Here is a 22179-nt window from a genome sequence, read left to right on the forward strand (position 1 = left end):
CGGCTGCTGTCTTGGCCTGCTTCAATCGGCCGAAACTGCCGTCTCGCTGCTGGCAGGTTTTTCAACTGCCTCACCGGAGCGAATTTCCTCGCGCGTCAGTGACTGGATCAGCGTCGCTTCGCTAATGGCCAACTGTGCAGTGACGTCATTGGTTTGCGCGTCGTATTCGGCCTGGGTCAGTACTTTTTTCGCGAATTGATCGTCCAGTGCCGCCTGTCTCTGTTGATAAGGCTGACGTGCGGCGTCGAACCGGGACGGATATTTGTGCGTGATGAAGTCCTGCCAGAATTCCATCGACACCAGAGCCTGAAACTCTTCGGGGGAGCCGTTCAAGGCGATGACTTTGCGGTAGGCGACTTCCAGCATGGGCGGTGTGACGCCGGCCATGCCGATAAAGGACAGCGTCTGCGGCTGAAACGGCAACTGCAGCCGATCCTTGAGGCCAAAGCGGTAGGCCATGGTCATTTCATGCGGGTCGCTCAGGCGCAGGCGCTGGGTATTGCGCTCACGCGCTGGAGCCTGTGGATCGTTGGCGATTGTCCTGCTCGCAGCGATATCTGCTGCGGCCAGTTCATCGACCTGCCTTAGCCTGAACAGACTTCCGGACAGGTCCACCAGGCGAGTGCCATCCCCGTCTTGCCTTGCCTGCACTCTGGCCGTATGCGTCATGGTCAGCACTTGCAGGTCAGTAAACGTGGCGGCGGCAAGGTCAGTGCAGCCGGCTTCGCAGGCGCGATCGAACACATCTCTGCGCAGAGCGCGTGATTGCACGTTGTTCTCGCTGATGGCATCGACCACGTCCCAGACCTGCCGACGGAAATCGGCGTGGTGGCCGAGTCGGGAAATGATATTGAAAAATCCATCCGAGCCGTCCTGTGCTTTCAGTCTGTCCAGCTGCGCGGTGCGTTTCGTCGCCTCGGTTGCCGTCATACCGATGGTCAACTGCGGATAGGCCGACGCAGCGTTCATTAGCGCCGGCTGCGGGCGGGCTGCCGGGGCAGAAGTGGTCAGCAGGTTCAGAGGATTGTAAAGCGATGTTGCGGAGTGGCGCAGCCGCTCACTGTAGCCGGCCAAGCGTTCTCGGGTGTATTCGTTCAGGGGGTTATCGCTTATCTGAGTGCCGCTGTTGACCTGAATCGAATGCCTCAGGCGATCCGCTGCCGGTGCGACGACAAAGCTGGGCAGGTTCGTGATCCGGTTGTTGTTCAGAAGTATCCTGCCCAACAGGGGCTGATCGAACAGTCCGGCTGGCCAGCTTCCGATGCCGGTGTTTGACATGTCGACTTCGCGGATATCAGTGATCGCGCTGAAATCCGGGCTCACGTTCAAGTGCGGGTTGTCGTGTATCCACAAGGCCCTCAAGGTCGTTCTTCCGGCCAGTATCTGCGCGGTCTCGGCGGTGAGTTCGAGTTGATTCCCCTGCAGGAACAGACGGGTCATCCCGTGCATTTCGCCGATGGCCGGCGGGAGATCCCTGAGACGATTGTTGGCCATGTTCAGCCAGCGCAGATGGCGGAAGCGGGTCAGAAAGCCTTCCGGGGATTCGGTGAGATTCATGTTGTTGAGTTTGAGCGAGCCGACATGGCTGAAATCGGTGTTCAGATCCGGCAGGGTCGGCAACGTGAGGCCGCTCAAATCCAGTTCCAGACCTATCGGCGTGCCGTCGAAGGCGTGTTTCTGCGGCGTTTCACGTCGCCAGCAACTGATGATCCGATCCCGTGCCTCGATGCGCTCATTGCGGGTTTGGGTGTTGATCTGCAACTGATTGACTCGGATATAGCGCAGAGGATTGCTGCCTCCCGAAAACACCCAGTTATCCAGCTGGTTTTTCAACACGGCGAAATCCTGCTCGAGCTCCAACAGCCTGGTCGCTACAGTGGCCTTGTCATGGTTCCAGATAAACTCCCGGCATTCCTTGATGCTTTTGCTCGGAAACAGTTTTCGATAGCGCTGCGCGCGCGAGTTCTCACTGTCGAATACAGCGGGGTGGGCCGGAGTCATCAACTGCGGATGCAGTTCGTTGAGTTTTCGCCAGTAGCGATCGAACTTCCTCCAGTAAGGCGAAGGGAAGTCATTGCCTTCAAGCAGCGTGTGGTTGTTGATCCGCGCGACCACGGCCAATTGATCGGCTGGCGGGTTGATGTGTGCGTCGGGGACTTCGCGCAATTTATTGTTGCTGAGATCGAGGCCGGTCAAGGTGATCTTGTCAGCCAGGCCGGTGGGCCACTCACTGATGCCGGTGTTCTTCAGGTCCAGTGTCTGCAGCCCGGACATCGCACTGAAATCGGGCAGCATCTGGAGTGGGTTGTTCGACAGGTCGATGCTGACCAACTGATGCAATGCACTCAATGCACCAGCGCTGTTCTCATCGAGTTTTATCTGGTTTGAGGTCAGATTCAGGTGGGTGAGCCGGCTCATCGCGCTGATGTCTGCGGGCAATTTTTCCAGACCGCAATGGCTGATCGTCAAATTCTCCAGATTCGGCAACCGCGACAGGAACGTGTCGGCAGTGTCGGACCAGACGACGCTATCAAGAGTGAGCAACGTCAACCGACTGAAGTCGGCAGTCAGTGGTGGTAGCGGTCCTTTCAGTGGTGGCAGCGCAAGGTACGGCGATTGCTGGAGCCAGCAGTCCTTGATGATCCGGGCAATGTGTTCTGCCCGAGCCTTTTCCCGGCCGGCCACGCTGGATGTTCCCGGCAGGCTGTCGGCGACGTAGGCCAGCAGTTGCGCATCGAGCGCCTTGAACTCTGCGAAACGCTGGCTGATCGTGGCTTCTGCATTGTCCCCCAGGCCAATCAGGTATTCCCGGGCTGTTTGTGGCGTTTTGTCCGGATACATCTGCAGCAGCATGGCGACTTCAGGGATGTCGCCATCAATCCGGAATGCACCTGTGCGTGCGCTGGTGATCAGGGCAGGATATTCGGCCGTAACCCGCTGCCAGTAGACTTCCAGCCGCCGCCAATAGCCGCTGGCAAAGGGGTTGCCTTCGATCAGGGTGATGCGGTTGATGTTGGCTATGGCGAGCAATTGATCACTCGCCGGGCTGATGACTGTCTGCGGAATTTCACGCAATCGGTTATTGCGCAGATCGAGCGACTCCATCGCCAACTGATGCTGCAATCCGGTTGGCCAGTCATCCAGTTGTGCATTGCGCAGACCCACGGACTTGAGCTCAAGCATGCCGCTGAAATCCGGGGCCTTGCCCAGCGGGTTGTCCGACAGGTCGAGTGTTTCCAGTTGGCTGAGCGAAGCCAGCTCGCTGGCGGTCTGGTCGCTCAGTTCAATGTGGTTCGCTCGCAGGTCCAACTCCTTGAGGGCAGGCATTTGCGCAAGGTTCGCCGGCGGCCTGGCGAGCGCCGAGGCGTTGATTTTCAGACGCTCCAGGGCAGTGAACCCCTTGAGGAAGTTTTCGCCCCCCTCCGACCAGGCGACCGCCTGCAAGTGCAGCGTGCGGACATGGCTGAAATCTGCGGACAGCGCAACAATGCCTGCGTCGCCAAGATCCAGTTGCAACGTTGTACCTGTCTGACGTTTCCAGCAGCGCTTGATCTCTTGCGCGGCGCGCTCCACCGAGGGATGGGTCGCCCCGCCGGCCAGCTCACTGGTTTTCGACCACGTCGCGAGCTCCAGCTTCAGGGTCTTGTATTCATTCTCGAGGCGCGTCAAAAAGCTTGGTACATCGTCACCCTGGGTGCGCAGCAGCGTGCGGATTTGCTCGCTGTCCAGAGACGGGTAGAGTTTTCGCAGTCGCGACTGGGGCGTTCGCAGTCGATTGACCGCGGCATTGAGCCGCTCGCGCAGCCCCGGTGAAGCAGGTTGGTCGGCACCGCCGCGCTGCATCCCGCCGGCCCCGCCGACCACAATGCCCTGCCAGCCCTGATCGGCATCGAACACGACAGGCTCTGATCTGCCCGGGCGCGTAGCGCTGTAGATGTTATCGACGTCAGCGGCGACAGGATCTTCAGGGCGGACGATGCGCATCACCTCGGCCAGAGGCGTCGAAGCATCGTGATCGTGCAGGACCTGATAGCTGTGATTGTCGATCACTGCGTAGAGTTTGCCGTCATGGCGGTACAGCCCATCGCTGTCGCGTGAGCTATGGCTGAAGTCGAGCGGCGTGCGAAACGCTTGCAGGCGTGTCACCGATAAAGCGAAGGTGCTCGGCGGAGAGAACTCCAGCGCATGCCACCTGCCACTCTCGGGATTGTGCAGCATCAGCGGTCCGGAGGGCTTCGATTCGCTCGCCAGCCCGGCGCGCCAGAGGCCGCTCGGCGAATCCTTGCTCACCTGCACGAAACCGCCGTCGGCCATTTCCACGTAGTGACGACCCTTGAATGTCCTCAGGCCTTCGGCGTCGGCGTCAGGCAAGCCGGTTGCGACAGCGAGGCGGTAATGCTCGACGGGGTGGCCAGTGTTGACCATGGTTTGCAGCGCTGATGCAGCCGCATGCACTGTGACATTCGGCGCCGGGATGATCGCATCAGGATCGTTGCTGTCCGTGCGCCGGCCCGCGCGGATTGGCGGGCCGCTCAACGCGGTTGGGTCAAGACTGGGGCGCGGCGTGAGGAGGGGACGCTGCGGGATGGCATCGGCGGATGTATCCGGCCGAAGATGAAAATTACCGGGGGGAGTAATTGGGTGCGGCGTTTTGCTGCGCATGTCTTACGTTCCTTGTAGTGATTGAGCGGTCGCGTCCGCAACGGACGCTGCCGGCCGGTTCGGCGTCATGCCTGATGATGTGTCTCGGGATGGAAAGAGGTGGCGGCGAGGTCGAAAATTTTCTGCGCTGCGTGGCCATCGAGGGCGGCGCGCCAGATAGGTTTGTGTGGCCGCTGCGCCAGTTCTTCCCGGCGCTGCGAACGCACGCCCATGCGGCTTTGCTCAAGGGTTTTCAGGTGCCCGCCGGAAACATTGAAGTTGAGATCGGGCGTATCCGGTTTCGCGTAATGAAAGTGCGCGTGCCAGAGGGGGTCGTAGGTGTGCGCATCCGTCAGTAGATAGACGTCGATAAAGTCTCGATTCTGCCCCTTGCCGCGTTTCAACCGGGTCTCGATTTTCTGCGCACGTACTTCGCCCTTGTCGATCAGATACAACAATCGGTCGGGGCTCAGAAAATGTTTGTCCTTGTAGATCCGGACACGAATGTTTTCGCCCTCGCTGCGCAGGCGTTCACTGGTGTCCTCCAGGCGTTGGATCAGCGCATCTGTTTCGCCATCGGTCGGCTCCTGTCGCCGAAGCTGGAGTGCGATCTCATCCATTGCCCCGGCCTTGCGCTCAAGCATCTCGACAATGTTGTCCGGATGGTTTTTGCGCGACTCTTCGCGCCGGGCTTCGCGCACATGTGCGTCGGTTTGCTCAAGGTGCTGATTGGCTCTGAGAGTCAGGTCGGGCAGGGTTGTGTCCTGCGTTGCGCGGACGGGGTGCCACTCACCAGCCCTTTGTTCATAGGTCTGCACTGGCTGTTGCGGGTCGTGCAGACTGCGTACATCGATGACTTCTTCGTTGTGCGCGGTACGTCGGGACTCGCCGACATGGATCTTGTAAATACCGTGTTTCTTTGCCTTGAAAATGCGCTTGGGTGGCGGTTGGAAGCCGGATCTGTCCTGCTCCGGAACATACTCGAAATCAATGGCCTGATCGTTGATCGGCAGCGCCGGGGCATCAGGCTGGCGTTGATATTGGAACAGGCGATGAGTCAGCGTCTCTTCGAATATTTTCAGCTCGGCGGTGATTGCCGTGCGTGACGTTGCGTGCTGCTCATCGGGTGCCAGATCAAGGCGCTCGTACCAGTAGCGAAGCGCTGTGCATTCCTGGAGCAGATCACGCAATATCGCAGGGTGCGAAATCTCCGGAATTTTACCCAGCGCTCCATAAACGAAAGTTACCTGACCAAACCTGGTCGCCAGTTCGGAGGCCTGAGGGCAGTTTCCGCCTGATTGATGGTCGTCCAGCATCAGGCTTTTGGCCAATACCCAAGAAGCCACGACGTCGTGAGTGTCCATTGGTGTCAGAGCGTATGCACTGAATTCGTCCGGCGGGACCCGCCATGTGTTCACCAGATTGTCGGCAATGTGCTGGCGCTCTCGCATATGGCCGAGAATTTTCCCCAGGACGTTGACTGTTCGCGGGAGCCTGTCGATGTCGATCAGTGGCCCTCCCAGCGCATGGCGGGTCAAGCCGCATTCGACCAATTGATCGTAAAAGCTCATTTGGATCTTGTGCATCGCAATCATTTTTTTGTCGTAGTCTTCCTTCTTTATGAAGTGCCGTACCGCGGGTTTTTGCTGCTTATGGAATTTTATTGCTTTTGCAAGGGACCTCAGCGCCTGGTGGCTGTGTAATTCACGATCAAGCAGCGCAATCGTTTCGCGCTTGACCGCTTCTGGGCGCTCGCCCCCCGCTTCCCTGATGCTGCGCCACACCTCCTTCAGGTGTTCACTTTTAGCGGTGTCCTGCTCGATTCGCTTGTTGAAGTGGTCAAGTCTGATTCCGACTTCCACCCGCTGCCATAGCTCTGAGGGCGCCACTCCTGTCCCTCTCTGCATCCCGGCTGCCCCCGTTACACTGGTCCCTCGCCAGCCGTAGCGAGCGTCGAAAATGATCGGTTCCGACCTGCCTGGACGGGATGCGACGTAGACATTCGTGGCATCGCTGGCGATGGGATCGTCGGGGCGAACGATGCGCATGACCGCCCTCTGCGGCGCTGATGCATCAAGATCATGCAGGACCTGATAGGCCTGATTCTCGATCTGCACATAGAGTTTGCCGTTGAAGCGCAACAGGCCATCGCCGCCCGGCTCGGCCGTGCTGAAATCCAGATCGGTGCGAAACGCTTCCAGCCGGCTCGGGGATAGCGGGTAGGTCGATGGCGCCCAGGTATCGACGGGTTGCCAGAGACGGCTCTCGATATCGAACTGCAACAGCGGACCAGACGGGTGTAATTCGCTGGGCAATTTCGCCCGGTAAAGACCGCTGGCGGGGTCCAGACCGACCTGCACGGTGCCACCCTCAGGCACTTGGACATACTGACGTCCCTTAAGCGTCGAAATGCCTTCGGCATTGGCTGACGGCAACAAGACCAGCGAAGTGATCCAGTAATCTCCCAAGGGCCGCTCATGCACAACTGCAGCCGATTCGGCGGCCGCTGTCGTGCTGACCATTGCCCGCACAGGCACGGAGGTAATGCGGTTGAGCCCGTGATCGATCGATGTCGATACCGTTGTCGGAGTCGGGCGTGTAGGAATTCTGTGCCCCGGTCCGCCATCGGAAAGCGCCGTGAAACCAGGCCGGGTGATCGAATAATCGGGTCGCGGGTTATGAACCGAGACGGTCGTGATGCCTCTGGTTGGCGGTTTGGGTGCCATTGCCTGTCTTCCTTTACGTTTAATGCCCCGCTGCTCTTGGGAGTGCGACGGGCGGGCGGCTTCCTTGCCGTTTCGTGCGTCGTGCGTTCAACAAAAACGCGTAATGTGTGGCGGGTTGGCGGCGCGAGAGCAGCGCACAGAGAAACCGACCACCGTCGTCGGAATTGGTCAAAATTTGTGCTATATTCCGCGCCCGCGATTTTTCACTTCAACACCGGTCGTCGACATGCAAGCAGCCAAGCCGTTATTTGACTATCCAAAATATTGGGCCGAATGTTTCGGTCCAGCGCCATTCCTGCCGATGAGCAGAGAGGAGATGGATCAGCTTGGCTGGGATTCGTGCGACATCATCATTGTTACCGGTGATGCCTACGTCGATCATCCGTCGTTCGGCATGGCGATCATCGGCCGGCTGCTGGAGTCGCAAGGCTTCCGCGTCGGGATCATCGCGCAGCCGAACTGGCAGTCCAAAGACGACTTCATGAAGCTCGGCGAGCCGAACCTGTTCTTCGGCGTCGCGGCGGGCAACATGGACTCGATGATCAACCGCTACACCGCGGACAAGAAAATCCGTTCCGATGACGCGTACACCCCCGGCGGCATGGCCGGCAAGCGTCCGGATCGCGCCAGCCTGGTTTACAGCCAGCGCTGCAAGGAAGCCTACAAGCACGTGCCGATCGTGCTCGGCGGCATCGAAGCTTCGCTGCGCCGCATCGCCCACTACGACTATTGGCAGGATCGCGTGCGCAACTCGATCCTGATCGACGCCAGCGCCGACATTCTGCTGTACGGCAACGCCGAGCGCGCAATTGTTGAAGTCGCCCAGCGCCTGTCGTGGGGCCACAAGATCGAAGACATCACCGATGTGCGCGGCACCGCGTTCATCCGTCGCGACACGCCGCAGGGCTGGTACGAAGTCGACTCGACGCGCATCGACCGTCCGGGCAAGGTCGACAAGATCATCAACCCGTACGTGAATACCCAGGACACCCAGGCCTGCGCCATCGAGCAGGAAAAAGGCCCGGTCGAAGATCCGCAGGAAGCCAAGGTCGTGCAGATCCTGGCCAGCCCGCGCATGACCCGCGACAAGACCGTGATCCGCCTGCCGTCGATGGAGAAGGTGCGTAACGACCCGGTGCTGTACGCCCACGCCAACCGCGTGTTGCACCTGGAAACCAACCCGGGCAACGCCCGTGCGCTGGTGCAGAAGCATGGCGAGCTCGATGTCTGGTTCAACCCGCCGCCGATTCCGATGACCACTGAAGAAATGGACTACGTGTTCGGCATGCCTTACGCCCGTGTGCCGCACCCGGCGTACGGCAAGGAGAAGATCCCGGCGTACGACATGATCCGTTTCTCGGTGAACATCATGCGTGGCTGCTTTGGTGGCTGCACCTTCTGCTCGATCACCGAGCACGAAGGGCGGATCATCCAGAACCGTTCCGAAGAGTCGATCATTCGCGAAATCGAAGAGATCCGCGACAAGGTGCCGGGTTTCACCGGGGTCATTTCCGACCTCGGCGGCCCGACTGCGAACATGTACCGCATCGCCTGCAAGAGCCCGGAAATCGAATCCGCCTGCCGCAAGCCGTCGTGCGTGTTCCCCGGTATCTGCCCGAACCTGAACACCGACCACTCGTCGCTGATCCAGCTGTATCGCAGCGCCCGTGCCCTGCCGGGTGTGAAGAAGATTCTGATCGCCTCCGGTTTGCGTTACGACCTCGCCGTCGAGTCGCCGGAGTACGTCAAGGAGCTGGTGACCCACCACGTCGGCGGTTACCTGAAGATCGCTCCGGAGCACACCGAGGAAGGTCCGCTCAACCAGATGATGAAACCGGGCATCGGCAGCTATGACAAGTTCAAGCGCATGTTCGAGAAGTACACCAAGGAAGCGGGCAAGGAGCAGTACCTGATTCCGTACTTCATCGCCGCCCACCCGGGCACCACCGACGAAGACATGATGAACCTCGCTCTGTGGCTCAAGGGCAATGGCTTCCGCGCCGACCAGGTGCAGGCGTTCTACCCGTCGCCGATGGCCACCGCCACGGCGATGTACCACTCGGGCAAGAACCCGCTGCGCAAGGTGACGTACAAGAGCGACGGCGTGACCATCGTCAAGAGCGAAGATCAGCGTCGTCTGCACAAGGCGTTCTTGCGTTATCACGACCCGAAAGGCTGGCCGATGCTGCGTGAAGCGCTGATCCGCATGGGCCGCGCCGATCTGATCGGGCCGGGCAAGGATCAACTGATCCCGGCGCATCAGCCTGCCACCGACAGCTACCAGAGCGCCCGCCGCAAGAACTCGACGCCGGCCGGCAGCCACAAGGTCGCCAAAGAGAAGACCACCAAAATTCTCACCCAGCATACCGGTCTGCCGCCGCGTGCCAGTGATGGCGGTAATCCGTGGGACAAGCGTGAACAGGCCAAGGCTGCTGCGTTCGCCCGCAACCAGCAGGCGGCCAAGGAGCGCAAGGATGCGGCCAAAGGCAAAGGGCCGAAGCCGACACGCAAGCCGGTCGTGCCGCGCTAAACACTGCTTGAGCTGAACAGAACGCCAACCTTCGGGTTGGCGTTTTGCTGATCGTTCCCACGCTCCGCGCGGGAATGCCTCTCGGGACGCTCCGCGTTCCAGCCGTTACTCGTAGTATTGTCGAACATGGTTGTGACGCGGAGCGTCACGGGCTGCATTCCCACGCAGAGCGTGGGAATGATCAAGTTGTTGCCGCTGGCCTGCTCGCGAAAGCATCCGATCAAACACAGCAAGAATCAGCGTCCGCAACATTTGCGTGCAACTGAGCCAAAGCATTTCCTCGCATCGCCCGGTTTTGGTGCTGTACTGCCTTGAGCATTTCGCGAAAGCGCGCAAGCCTGTGCATGGCATAAGTCTTGCGCGCTTTCCCATACGCCCAAGGCTCGCAGGAGGCACGCCGTGTCGATTCATGTCGCATTGCATCACGTCACGCATTATCGCTACGACCGCGCTGTCGAACTCGGCCCGCAGATCGTCCGCCTGCGCCCGGCGCCCCACAGCCGCACGCGAATTCTTTCCTATGCGCTGAAAGTCTCGCCCGAGCAGCATTTCATCAACTGGCAGCAGGACCCCCAGGGCAATTACCTGGCACGTCTGGTGTTCCCGGGAAAAACCGCAGAGCTGCGCATCGAAGTCGATCTGGTAGCGGAAATGGCGGTGTTCAATCCGTTCGATTTCTTCCTCGAACCGTACGCCGAGCGAATCCCGTTCAGCTACGCCGCCGATGAACGCAAGGAGCTGGCGCCGTACCTCGAAACCCTGCCGCTGACGCCAACGTTCAAGGCTTACCTGGACTCCATCGACCGCACGCCACTGCCGGCGGTGGATTTTCTGGTGGCGCTCAACCAGCGCCTCAGCGAAGACATCGGCTACCTGATCCGCATGGAGCCCGGCGTGCAGACTCCGGAGCACACACTGCAACACGCCTCCGGTTCCTGCCGTGATTCGGCATGGTTGCTGGTGCAGCTGTTGCGCAATCTCGGTCTGGCGGCGCGGTTTGTTTCCGGTTACCTGATTCAACTGACCTCCGACGTGAAAAGCCTCGACGGCCCGTCCGGCACTGAAGTCGACTTCACCGACCTGCATGCCTGGTGCGAGGTGTATTTGCCGGGTGCCGGCTGGATTGGCCTTGATGCGACGTCCGGGCTGTTCGCCGGGGAAGGGCATATTCCGTTGGCCTGCAGTCCCGATCCGTCCTCGGCGGCGCCGATCAGTGGTCTGGTCGAACCTTGCGAGACGCAGTTCAGCCATGAAATGTCGGTCGAGCGAATCTGGGAAGCGCCGCGCGTCACCAAGCCTTACACCGATGAACAGTGGCGGGCGATCCAGGCACTGGGGCGGCAAATCGATGCCGACCTGCTCGAAGGCGATGTGCGCCTGACCATGGGCGGCGAGCCGACCTTCGTTTCCATCGACGACCCGGACGGCGCCGAATGGAACACCGCCGCGCTGGGGCCGGACAAGCGCCGGCTGTCCGCCGAACTGTTTCAGCGCATGCGCAAGCAATATGCACCGCAGGGGCTGGTGCATTTCGGTCAGGGCAAGTGGTATCCCGGCGAGCAATTGCCGCGCTGGTCGCTCAATTGTTACTGGCGCCGCGACGGTCAGCCGATCTGGCACAACGACGCATTGATCGCCGACGAACAGCAGGACTACGGCGCCGACGGCGAACTGGCCGGACGCTTTCTCGCCAGCGTCGCCGAGCGCCTGAAGTTGCCTGCACGCTTCGTCTTCCCGGCTTACGAGGATCATCTCTATTACCTCTGGCGTGAGGGCGCGTTGCCCGGCAACGTCAGCGCCGAAGATTCGCGTCTGGAGGAACCGCTGGAGCGCGCGCGATTGCGCAAGGTCTTCAGTCAGGGTCTGAACAAGGTGATCGGCCAGGTGCTGCCGCTGGCGCGCACGGCCAAGGGCGATCAATGGCAGAGCGGCCGTTGGTATCTGCGCGATGAGCACTGTCGCTTGGTGCCCGGGGATTCGCCGCTGGGTTATCGCTTGCCGCTGGCGTCGCAGCCGTGGGTGAAAGCGGCGGAATATCCGTTCATCCATCCCAACGATCCGAATCAGGACTTCGCTGAACTGCCGGATGCCGCGCAGCTCGGTGTGCACGGCGAACCTGCTGCGCTGGATGAGCGCGTGCCGAAAATCGATGAGTCCGCTGACTGGCTGACCCGTACCGCATTCTGCGCCGAAGCCCGCGAAGGGCGGCTGTATCTGTTCATGCCGCCGCTGGAGCGGGTCGAGGATTATCTGGAACTGGTCTCGGCCATTGAGGCCACCGCCGAAGAACTGCACTGCCCGGTGCTGCTGGAAGGCTATGAACCACCAAGTGATCCGCGCCTGAGCAACTTCCGTGTCACTCCGGACCCGGGCGTGATCGAGGTCAACGTGCAGCCATCGGCAAGCTGGGACGAGTTGGTCGAGCGCACCGAGTTTCTCTATGAACAGGCACGGCAAACCCGCCTGACCACCGAAAAGTTCATGATCGACGGGCGCCACACCGGCACCGGCGGCGGCAACCATTTCGTACTCGGCGGCGCGACACCGGCGGACTCACCGTTTCTGCGGCGGCCGGATCTGCTGCGCAGTCTGATCAGCTACTGGCACAACCATCCTTCGCTGTCGTACCTGTTTTCCGGCCTCTTCATCGGCCCGACATCCCAGGCACCACGCGTCGACGAGGCGCGTAATGACGCCTTGTACGAACTGGAAATCGCTTTCGCGCAGATGCCGGAACCGGGCGAGGAATGTGCACCGTGGCTGGTCGATCGACTGTTGCGCAATCTGCTGATCGACGTCACCGGCAATACCCATCGCGCCGAATTCTGCATCGACAAACTGTATTCACCGGACGGCGCCACCGGGCGTCTCGGCTTGTTGGAACTGCGCGCTTTTGAAATGCCGCCCCATGCGCGCATGAGTCTGGCTCAGCAGTTGTTGCTGCGGGCACTGGTCGCGCGCTTTTGGCGCGAGCCTTATGCGCCGGCGAAACTGGCACGCTGGGGCACCGAGCTGCACGACCGTTTCCTGCTGCCGCACTTTATTGAACAGGATTTCGCCGACGTCATCGTCGAACTGAACAACGCCGGTTATCCGCTGCGTGCGGAATGGTTTGCCGCACATCTGGAGTTTCGTTTTCCCAAGGTCGGTGACTACGCCGTCAATGGCATCGAGCTGGAGCTGCGTCAGGCGCTCGAACCCTGGCATGTGCTGGGCGAGGAGGGCTCGGCGGGCGGCACGGTGCGCTACGTCGATTCATCGCTGGAGCGCTTGCAGGTCAAACTCAACGGCCTGCCGCCACAGCGCTATCTGCTGACCTGCAACGGCGTCGCGGTACCGTTGCACTCGACCGGGCGGGTGGGTGAGTTTGTCGCCGGGGTGCGCTTTCGGGCCTGGCAACCAGCCAACTGCCTGCATCCGACCATACCGGTGCACGCGCCGTTGGTGTTCGACCTGCTCGATACCTGGATGGGGCGTTCGCTGGGTGGTTGCCAGTACCACGTCGCCCATCCCGGTGGGCGCAATTACGAGACCTTGCCGGTCAATGCCAATGAAGCGGAGAGCCGGCGCATGGCGCGGTTTTTCCGCCTCGGACACACGCCGGGGAAACTTCCCGTACCAAAGGTAGAAATCAATGACGAGCTACCGATGACCATCGACCTGCGCCGTTACTAGAGCCTACGCAACACGCGGATTTTTCGTATATCCGCGTGTCATGTGCCTGCGTTAGTCTGACCGTTCCCTGCTGTCTGCCGAGCTTTCCATGCCTGACCTGTTAGACCGCTACCCGCTGACTGCGGGCACCTATCACGAACTGCTCGACGGCAGCGGCGCAGTGCGTGCGCATTGGCAGCGCCTGTTCGATCAGTTGCAGCGCAGCAGCCCGGCGCAACTGGTGCAGCGCCAGGCCTTGCTGGCGCGGCAGATTCAGGAAAACGGCGTCACCTACAACGTCTATGCCGATCCAAAGGGCGCTGACCGGCCGTGGGAGCTGGATCTGCTGCCCCATGTGATCGCGGCAGATGAGTGGCAGCAATTGTCCGCCGGCATCGCTCAGCGTGCGCGCTTGCTCAATGCAGTGCTGGCGGATCTGTACGGTCCGCAGCGGTTGATCAGCGAAGGCCTGCTGCCCGCCGAGCTGGTATTCGGACACAACAATTTTCTCTGGCCCTGTCAGGGCATTGCCCCGCCCGAGTCAGCCTTTTTGCATTTGTATGCCGTGGATCTGGCGCGCACGCCGGATGGTCGCTGGTGGGTCACTGCCGATCGCACCCAGGCGCCGTCCGGGGCCGGGTATGCGCTGGAAAACCGCACCATCGTCTCTCGGGCCTTTCCTGATTTGTACCGGGATCTTAAGGTCCAGCATCTGGCCGGTTTCTTCCGCACCTTGCAGGAAACCCTGGCCCGTCAGGCACCGGAGGGCGATGACGCACCGCTGGTGGTGCTGCTGACACCGGGGCGGTTCAATGAAAGTTATTTCGAGCACCTGTATCTGGCGCGTCAGCTCGGTTATCCGCTGGTCGAGGGCGGCGATCTGACGGTGCGCAATGCCACGGTGTATTTGAAAACCCTCAGCGGCCTGCGCCGGGTGCACGCGATCATGCGCCGCCTCGACGATGATTTCTGCGACCCGCTGGAACTGCGTACCGACTCGGCGCTTGGCGTCCCCGGTCTGCTTGAGGCGGTGCGTCAGGGGCGGGTGCTGGTGGCCAATGCGCTAGGCAGCGGGGTGCTGGAATCGCCGGGGCTGCTGGGGTTTTTGCCGAAGATCAATCAATACCTGTTCGGCGAAGAACTGATCCTGCCGTCGATCGCCACCTGGTGGTGCGGTGAAGCGCCAGTGCTGGCGCAGGCGTTGGAAAAACTTCCGGAGCTGCTGATCAAACCGGCGTTCCCGTCGCAGAGTTTCGCGCCTGTTTTCGGCCGTGACTTGAATGAAAGTCAGCGCCTCGAGCTGGCGCAGCGTATGCAGGCACGGCCTTATGCCTACGTCGCGCAAGAGCTTGCGCAACTGTCGCAGGCGCCGGTCTGGCAAGCCGAAGACGGTCATCTGCAACCCCGCGCGATCGGCATGCGCATGTATGCGGTGGCCAGCCACGATGGCTACCGCGTATTGCCGGGTGGTCTGACTCGAGTGGCGGCCGACGCCGATGCCGAGGTGGTGTCGATGCAGCGCGGCGGGGCGAGCAAGGACACCTGGGTGCTCAGCGACCGTGCGCCGAGTGGCGAGCAGTGGAAGGCGCAGCGCAATGTCGGCGTGCACGATCTGGTGCGGCGCGATCCGTACCTGCCGTCGCGGGTGGTGGAAAATCTGTTCTGGTTCGGTCGCTACTGCGAGCGCTGTGACGACAGTGCGCGGCTGCTGCGCATCATGCTCACGCGTTACGTCGATGGCGATGATCCGCAGGCGCTGCAAGCAGCGGTCGATCTCGGCGAGCGGCTGGCGCTGTTGCCGGATGAGGGCGAACTGCCGGAGCGCCTGCTCGCTGCGATGCTGGGCGAGGATTGGTCGTTCAGCCTGCGCTCCAATTTGCAACGCCTGCAATGGGCCGCCTCGCAAGTGCGCGGCAAGCTGTCCCGGGAAAACTGGCAGGCGCTGGTCGAATTGCAGCGCGAGGCGCTGGAGCTGGAAGTCGATGAACCGGACTTCGGCGAACTGCTGGATTTTCTCAACCGTCTGGTGATGTCGCTGGCAGCGCTGTCGGGGTTTGCCCTGGATGACATGACCCGTGACGAAGGCTGGCGTTTTCTGATGATTGGCCGGCGCATCGAACGCCTGCAATTTCTCAGCAGCAGTCTGGCGGCGTTTCTGCGCGGTGCGGGTGCGTTCGATCAGGCGGGGCTGGAGTGGTTGCTGGAGTTGGGTAACAGCAGCATTACCTATCGCTCGCGCTATCTGGCGGTGGCGCAACTGATTCCGGTGCTGGATTTGCTGCTGCTGGATGAGCAGAACCCCCACGCGGTGCTGTTTCAGCTGAAACTGGTGACACGCACGCTGAAACGCCTGAACGACGATTTCGCCGCGCCTCGGGAAACCGCGCTGCCGCAACTGGTCGAGCGCCTGGCGCGGTTTGATCTCGGTTGTCTGGAAAATCCTTTGTTCGGCAAATCCAGCGTACGTGCCGCGCTGGATGGTCTGGCCGATCTGTTGCAGGACATCGCCGAAGCCAGCGGCCAGGTATCGGATCGTCTGGCCCTGCGCCATTTCGCCCATGTCGATGATGTCAGCCAGCGAACGGTGTCCGTGTGATGAGCGCTCAATATCAGATCTTCCACGACACCTGTTATCACTACGACAGCCCGGTTTCCCTCGCGCAGCAACTGGCGCACCTGTGGCCGCGCGAATGCAGCTGGCAGCGCTGCACCGAGCAGCAGTTGCTGATCAGCCCCGAGCCGACCATGCGCCGTGACGAACTGGACGTGTTTGGCAATCCGTTGACGCGTCTGGCATTTGAACGGCCCCATGACCAATTGCAGGTCAACGCCCGGCTGACGGTCGAGGTGCTGGCGCGGCCGGCGCTGGAATTCAACCAGTCGCCAGCGTGGGAGCAGACCCGCGATGCGCTGACTTACAGCAGTCAGCCGTTGTCCGCCGACTTGCTCGAAGCCTGTCGCTACCGGTTCCAGTCGCCTTATGTGCATTTGAAGCGCAGCTTCGTCGAGTTCTCGCAAAGCTGTTTTCCGCCAGGGCGACCGTTGCTGCTCGGGGTGCAGGCGCTGATGCAGAAGATCTTCAGCGAATTCACCTTCGATGCCGAAGCCACCCAGGTGGCGACGCCGCTGGTGGAAGTGCTGGAGCGTCGACGCGGCGTCTGTCAGGACTTCGCTCATCTGATGCTGGCCTGTGTGCGCTCGCGCGGTCTGGCGGCGCGTTATGTCAGCGGCTACCTGCTCACCCAGCCGCCGCCGGGGCAGCCACGCCTGATCGGCGCCGACGCCTCGCATGCGTGGGTATCGGTGTTCTGTCCGGTATCGGGCTGGGTGGATTTCGATCCGACCAACAATGTGCAGCCGGCGCTGGAACACATCACGCTGGCGTGGGGGAGGGATTTCTCCGATGTGTCGCCGCTGCGTGGGGTGATTCTCGGTGGCGGTAATCACGACCCGGAAGTGCGGGTCACGGTGATGCCTCAGAATTGATGAGTTTTCAGATGTGGGAGCGAGCCTGCTCGCGATAGCGTCAGGTCAGCCAATGGATTTGTAACTGATACACCGCTTTCGCGAGCAGGCTCGCTCCCACAGGGATTTTGGTGTGTCAGGGAAATCAGGGCTGTGAGGGCCGGCAGCAGAACTGCCAGCCCCGTCACAAATCCGCAGGGTCTGATTCGATCATCAAACCCGGTGGGGCTCAGGCGTCGGGCGTCTGATCTTTCGGTGCATCGGATGCATCAACATCATCATCGGTCGCCACTTCACCGTCAGGGTTCAGTGCCGCTTCTTCAGCGGTTTGCTTCTTGCGCTGAAGCTTTTCCTCTTTCTTCTGTTCCTTTGCCAGGTCTCGTTGACGTTTGGCGAAGGAGTAATTGGGTTTGGCCATGGGCGATCCTCTGGGGTCGAAGGTGAGGTTGAGCGGCGCGTATTCTGCCCTGTATCGGTGTCCGGGGGTTAACCGGGTTTTTGGTCGACCCACTTGGGCGTGACGGTCGGCTGCCACTGATCGAGGGCGTCGAGCAGGGAATCTGGCGATTCGCTCACTTGCAGCATGTCACGGTGTGGCGCGCGAACGAAGCCTTCGCCGACGATATGATCGAGAAAAGCCGTGAGTTTGCTGTAGAAACCGTTCACTTCCAGCAGCCCCAAAGGCTTGCCGTGGTAGCCGAGCTGGCCCCAGGTCCAGACTTCGAACAGCTCTTCCAGCGTGCCAAGGCCGCCGGGCAGGGCGATGAACGCGTCGCTTAGCTCAGCCATCCGCGCCTTGCGCGCATGCATGCCGTCGACCACCTCCAGGCGCGTCAGGCTTTTGTGGCCGATCTCCTTGTCCATCAGGCTTTGCGGAATGATGCCGATCACTTCGCCGCCAGCGGCGAGCGCGGCATCAGCGACAATGCCCATCAAACCGACGGCACCACCGCCGTAGACCAGCGTCAGATTACGCTCGGCCAATGCCCGGCCGAGGGCCACGGCAGCTTCGGTGTAGGCCGGCACGGTACCGGCGTTGGCACCGCAAAACACACAAACGGATTTCAGCGACATGCGTTACTCCTGAGTCGATCAGTCGCACAGGGTAACGGCTGGCACGCTGCGCTCCAAGGACTAGACTTCGCGTTCGGGTGATTCAAAAGTGCCGCTGGCGCCACAAGCGTAGGCGGCGAGCAAGCTGCACAACAGGCCGTTGAAGAACATGACTGGCACTCCGTTTCAGTAGGTGGACCGATCATAGGCCTGGCCCAACGAAATGGCCGTTAGATTGTGTCGATGAGTGTCATAGCCTGAAAGTTGTATACAATTTTTGACTCAAGTCATATGAACTTGCGATGATTTCAGGCAGTCTTTCCACCACTAGTGTTTTTGTTAACCCTGCCTTGGAGATTCACCATGTTTTCCAAAGTTGTTGCGGTATCCCTGCTGGCGCTGGCCAGCAGCCAATTGATGGCTGCCGAGTGCAAAACCACCGTTGATTCCACCGATCAAATGTCCTTCAACACCAAGGAAATCGTGATCGACAAGAGCTGCAAGACCTTCACCGTCGAACTGACCCACTCCGGCAACCTGCCGAAGAACGTCATGGGCCATAACCTGGTGATCAGCAAAGAAGCTGACATGCAGCCAATCGCTACCGACGGCCTGGCAGCCGGTATCGACAAGAACTACCTGAAGGACGGCGACGCCCGCATCATCGCCCACACCAAGATCATCGGCGCCAAGGAAACCGACTCGGTGACCTTCGATGTGGCCAAGGTAGCTGACGGTGGCTACGGCTTCTTCTGCTCGTTCCCTGGCCACATCTCGATGATGAAAGGCACCATCGTCGTCAAGTAATCAGGGCCAATGTGGGAGCGAGCCTGCTCGCGAAGAGGCCATCCGCTTCACTGATGGCCAAAGAAAAAGCCCGCGGAGGATCGCTCCTCAGCGGGCTTTTTCATGCCGTTGAAAAATCAAGGCGCAAACGGCATGACCCGCTTGTGATGAGTCTTGTTGTACGTATCGACGATGATCTTCGCCGCCTCGTCCCGCACCGTTTCCCCGTGCAGGAATGCATCGATCTCGGCATAGGTCACGCCGTGCGCCGCTTCGTCCGGCTTGCCCGGTGACAAGTCTTCGAGGTCAGCCGTCGGCACTTTCTCGACCAATGACTCCGGCGCGCCAAAACTGCGGGCAATGGCGCGCACCTGATTTTTCACCAGGCCGCTGAGCGGGGCGAGGTCGCAGGCGCCATCGCCGAATTTGGTGAAGAAACCCATCACTGCTTCCGCCGCGTGGTCGGTGCCAATCACCAGGCCGCCCGCCACCCCGGCAATCGTGTACTGCGCCACCATGCGCATACGCGCCTTGGTATTGCCCAGCACGAAGTCGACCGACGCCGCCGGTTTGCCTTCGAACGCCGACACCTGAGCTGCCAGCGCCTTGACCGCCGGGCCGATGTTCACGGTGTGGATTTCGTCAGGGGCGATGCAGTCGAGCGAGGCCTTGGCGTCGTGCTCGTCGAACTGGGTTTCGTAGGGCAGGCGCACGGCGATGAATTTGTAGCGGTCGTCGCCGGTTTTTTCGCGCAGTTCACGTACCGCGCGCTGGGCCAGCAGGCCGGCGGTCAGTGAGTCGACGCCGCCGCTGATGCCCAGCACCAGGGTCTTGAGCCCGGAATTGACCAGACAATCCTGAATGAACGTCAGGCGCCGGGCGATTTCGGCCTGCAGGGCCTGGTCGTCGGCGAACGGTGGTTGCACCTTGAGCTGCTCAGCAATCTCACGCTGTACGGCTTGCATGAATTCACTCCTTGCTAGATAGACTGGATTCGGCAGGAACCTGAAACACATGTCGCAAATAGGCGACGAAATTCGGATCTTTGCAGTGGGTCTTGCCAGGCTCGTCGGAGATCTTCGCCACCGGCTGGCCGTTGCAGGCGGTCATTTTAAGCACGATGCTCATCGGTTCGACACCCGGGATATCGCAGGTGAGGTTGGTACCGATGCCGAAGCTCACATTGATGCGACCGTGCAGCGCGCGGAAAATCTCCAACGATTTCGGCAGGGTCAGACTGTCGGAGAACACCAGGGTCTTGCTCATCGGGTCGATGCCGAGCTTGTGGTAGTGCGCGATGCACTTTTCGCCCCACGCCACCGGGTCCCCGGAATCGTGGCGCAGGCCGTCGAAGAGCTTGGCGAAGAACAGATCGAAATCGCCAAGAAACGCATCGGTGGTGATGCAATCGGTGAGGGCAATGCCGAGCAGGCCACGGTACTCGCGAACCCAGCAATCGAGGGCGGCGATCTGGCTGTCGATCAGACGCGGGCCGAGTTGCTGGTGGGCCATGATCCACTCATGGGCCATGGTGCCCAGCGGTTTCATGTCCAGCTCGCGGGACAGATGCACGTTACTGGTGCCGACGAAACGCCCCGGGAAGTCATGCTTGAGTACGTTGACCACTTCGGCCTGCACGCCAAAGGAAAAGCGCCGGCGCGTGCCGAAATCGGCGACCTGCAATTGCGACAGCTCATCGGCCGAGGCATTGGCGGTCAGCCAGTCGAACTTGCGATACAGCTGTTCGCGTGCCTGCTCCAGCGAGGTCTCCCGGTAGCGATAGCGATTGCGCACTTCGCTGACGATCGCCAGCAGCGGCACCTCGTAGAGGATTACGTGCAGCCAGGGTCCGCGCAGGCGGATAAACAACTCGCCATTCTCGATGCCGGTGTGCAGGTAGCGCAGGTTGAAGCGAAACAGGCCAAGGAAGCGCAGAAAATCCGGTTTCAGGAAGCTGATGCGCTCAAGGAAGCTCAACTGATCGGCACTCAGGCTCAGCTCGGCCAGACGCTCGATCTGATGACGGATCTCGGCCAGATACGGACGCAGATCCTCGGCATTGCGGCAACGAAACTCCCATTCGACTTCGACGTTGGGGTAGTTGTGCAGCACCGCCTGCATCATCGTCAGCTTGTAGAAGTCGGTGTCGAGCAGGTTCTGCACGATGCGATCGGCAAACACACTCTCGCTCATAAACGGGTCTCCAGTTGCGCCGCGCCTGGCGCGGTCTATATCGATGGCGCTAGTGGCGCATATCGGCGGTGGGGATTGCCAGCATTTTTTCAGAGCACCGCAGATCCACTGTGGGAGCGAGCCTGCTCGCGAATGCGGTGTGTCAGTTAAAGATGATGTGGCTGACCCGACGCTTTCGCGAGCAGGCTCGCTCCCACAGGGATCCCGGTTGACCTCACACCGGGCTATCGATTTGTTCAAGCATCCATTTCACAAAATCCCGCACTTTCGGCACTTCCGCCGCGTGCTCCGGGTAGGCCAGGTAATAGGCATCGCTGCTGGGCATCGCATGCTGCCAGGGTATGACCAGTTTGCCTTCGGCCAATTCCTCTTCCACCAGAAACCGCGGCAGCAGCGCCACGCCACAACCGACCTGGGCGGCGCGGATGCACATGTAAAAGGTTTCGAAACGCGGCCCGTGGTAGCTGTGTTCGGTGTGGTAGCCCTGACTGTCGAACCAGTCGTGCCAGGCTTGCGGTCGCGAGGCATTTTGCAGCAGCACCAGGTCGGTGAGTTGCGTCGGGTCAGTGAATGGCGCGTCCGGCAGGCTGCCCGGGGCGCAGACCGGTACCAGTTGTTCGCCGAACAACTTCAGGCATTCGGTGCCTGGACGCGAAGCCTGGCCGAAATAGAAGGCCAGATCGCTGCGCCCCTGCAACAGATCATCGGCTTCCTGTTCGTTGCACAGATCCAGATGAATCGACGGATGGCGCAGGCGCCAGCCTTTCAGGCGCGGCACCAGCCAACGGGCGCCGAAGGTCGAAGGGGTGGAAACGCGCAGGACTTCGGTTTCGCCGCCGTAGGAACGCAGGTAATGCGTCGACATCTCCACTTGGCTGAGGATTTTTCTGACCTCGACCAGATACAAATCCCCGGCCGGCGTCATCTGCAAGCGCCGACGCACGCGGCGGAACAGCAAGTGCTGCAACAGTTCTTCAAGCTGCGCGACCTGTTTGCTCACCGCACTCTGGGTCAGGTTCAGCTCTTCGGCGGCGCGGGTAAAACTCAGGTGCCGGGTCACGGCCTCGAAGCATTGCAGCGCGGTGATCGAGGGCAAGTGGCGTTTGTTCAGCATGGCCAGTCCTTTTTCTT

Annotated in this window: 13 protein-coding genes; 6 read left to right on the plus strand and 7 right to left on the minus strand. The window is 60.7% G+C overall.

Annotated elements, in window-relative coordinates; all coding sequences use genetic code 11:
* Positions 1-21: 21 nt before the first annotated feature.
* Positions 22-3897, minus strand: a complete 3876-nt coding sequence (locus AAEZ10_RS18380; protein ID WP_350570392.1) for an NEL-type E3 ubiquitin ligase domain-containing protein — start codon at positions 3895-3897, stop codon at positions 22-24.
* Positions 3898-4185: 288 nt separating this feature from the next.
* Here AAEZ10_RS18380 and AAEZ10_RS18385 point away from each other — a divergent pair, with 288 nt between their 5' ends.
* Positions 4186-4440, plus strand: a complete 255-nt coding sequence (locus AAEZ10_RS18385) for a hypothetical protein (RefSeq protein ID WP_243242436.1) — start codon at positions 4186-4188, stop codon at positions 4438-4440.
* A gap of 287 nt (positions 4441-4727) precedes the next feature.
* Here the strand turns inward: AAEZ10_RS18385 and AAEZ10_RS18390 are convergent, their stop codons facing one another.
* Positions 4728-7367, minus strand: coding sequence for a hypothetical protein (locus tag AAEZ10_RS18390; protein WP_350570394.1), 2640 nt, complete (start codon positions 7365-7367; stop codon positions 4728-4730).
* Positions 7368-7593: 226 nt separating this feature from the next.
* Here AAEZ10_RS18390 and AAEZ10_RS18395 point away from each other — a divergent pair, with 226 nt between their 5' ends.
* The 4 genes from AAEZ10_RS18395 (at position 7594) to AAEZ10_RS18410 (ending at position 17037) form a co-directional block, all read left to right on the plus strand.
* On the plus strand, positions 7594-9897 hold the full coding sequence (locus tag AAEZ10_RS18395) for a YgiQ family radical SAM protein (RefSeq protein WP_016771932.1): 2304 nt from the start codon (positions 7594-7596) through the stop codon (positions 9895-9897).
* A 399-nt stretch (positions 9898-10296) separates the two neighbouring features.
* Positions 10297-13572: a transglutaminase family protein gene (locus tag AAEZ10_RS18400; RefSeq protein WP_350570396.1), complete on the plus strand. Its 3276-nt coding sequence runs from the start codon at positions 10297-10299 to the stop codon at positions 13570-13572.
* An 88-nt stretch (positions 13573-13660) separates the two neighbouring features.
* Positions 13661-16147 carry a circularly permuted type 2 ATP-grasp protein gene (locus AAEZ10_RS18405; protein ID WP_350570398.1) on the plus strand — a complete coding sequence of 829 codons (2487 nt, stop codon included), beginning with the start codon at positions 13661-13663 and terminating at the stop codon, positions 16145-16147.
* Entirely contained in the window at positions 16147-17037 is an 891-nt protein-coding gene (locus AAEZ10_RS18410) for a transglutaminase family protein (RefSeq protein ID WP_073471699.1), read from the plus strand. The genes AAEZ10_RS18405 and AAEZ10_RS18410 overlap by 1 nt, the downstream gene beginning before the upstream one ends.
* 208 nt (positions 17038-17245) lie before the next feature.
* Here the strand turns inward: AAEZ10_RS18410 and AAEZ10_RS18415 are convergent, their stop codons facing one another.
* A complete protein-coding gene (locus AAEZ10_RS18415) occupies positions 17246-17434 on the minus strand; it encodes a hypothetical protein (protein ID WP_016771927.1) in 189 nt (62 codons plus the stop codon).
* 68 nt (positions 17435-17502) lie between these two features.
* Positions 17503-18090 (minus strand): cytokinin riboside 5'-monophosphate phosphoribohydrolase, encoded by a 588-nt coding sequence (locus AAEZ10_RS18420; RefSeq protein ID WP_024011379.1) that lies wholly within the window; start codon positions 18088-18090, stop codon positions 17503-17505.
* A 342-nt stretch (positions 18091-18432) separates the two neighbouring features.
* Here AAEZ10_RS18420 and azu point away from each other — a divergent pair, with 342 nt between their 5' ends.
* Positions 18433-18876 carry an azurin gene (gene azu / locus AAEZ10_RS18425; protein WP_073471702.1) on the plus strand — a complete coding sequence of 148 codons (444 nt, stop codon included), beginning with the start codon at positions 18433-18435 and terminating at the stop codon, positions 18874-18876.
* A gap of 116 nt (positions 18877-18992) precedes the next feature.
* Here azu and nadE read toward each other — a convergent pair whose 3' ends face one another.
* The 3 genes from nadE to AAEZ10_RS18440 all read right to left on the minus strand — a co-directional run bounded on the left by nadE (position 18993) and on the right by AAEZ10_RS18440 (position 22162).
* Positions 18993-19820, minus strand: coding sequence for an NAD(+) synthase (gene nadE / locus AAEZ10_RS18430; protein WP_071174248.1), 828 nt, complete (start codon positions 19818-19820; stop codon positions 18993-18995).
* Between the two features lie 4 nt (positions 19821-19824).
* Positions 19825-21048, minus strand: a complete 1224-nt coding sequence (gene pncB / locus AAEZ10_RS18435) for a nicotinate phosphoribosyltransferase (protein WP_024011382.1) — start codon at positions 21046-21048, stop codon at positions 19825-19827.
* A 214-nt stretch (positions 21049-21262) separates the two neighbouring features.
* The gene (locus AAEZ10_RS18440) at positions 21263-22162 is read right to left on the minus strand and encodes a LysR family transcriptional regulator (protein WP_122707749.1); all 900 of its coding nucleotides are present in this window, start codon (positions 22160-22162) and stop codon (positions 21263-21265) included.
* Positions 22163-22179 lie beyond the last annotated feature (17 nt).

Origin of the sequence: Pseudomonas sp. H26/SER47-MNA-CIBAN-0231 (assembly GCF_040310465.1) — a bacterium.
GTDB classification, from domain to species: domain Bacteria; phylum Pseudomonadota; class Gammaproteobacteria; order Pseudomonadales; family Pseudomonadaceae; genus Aquipseudomonas; species Aquipseudomonas atacamensis.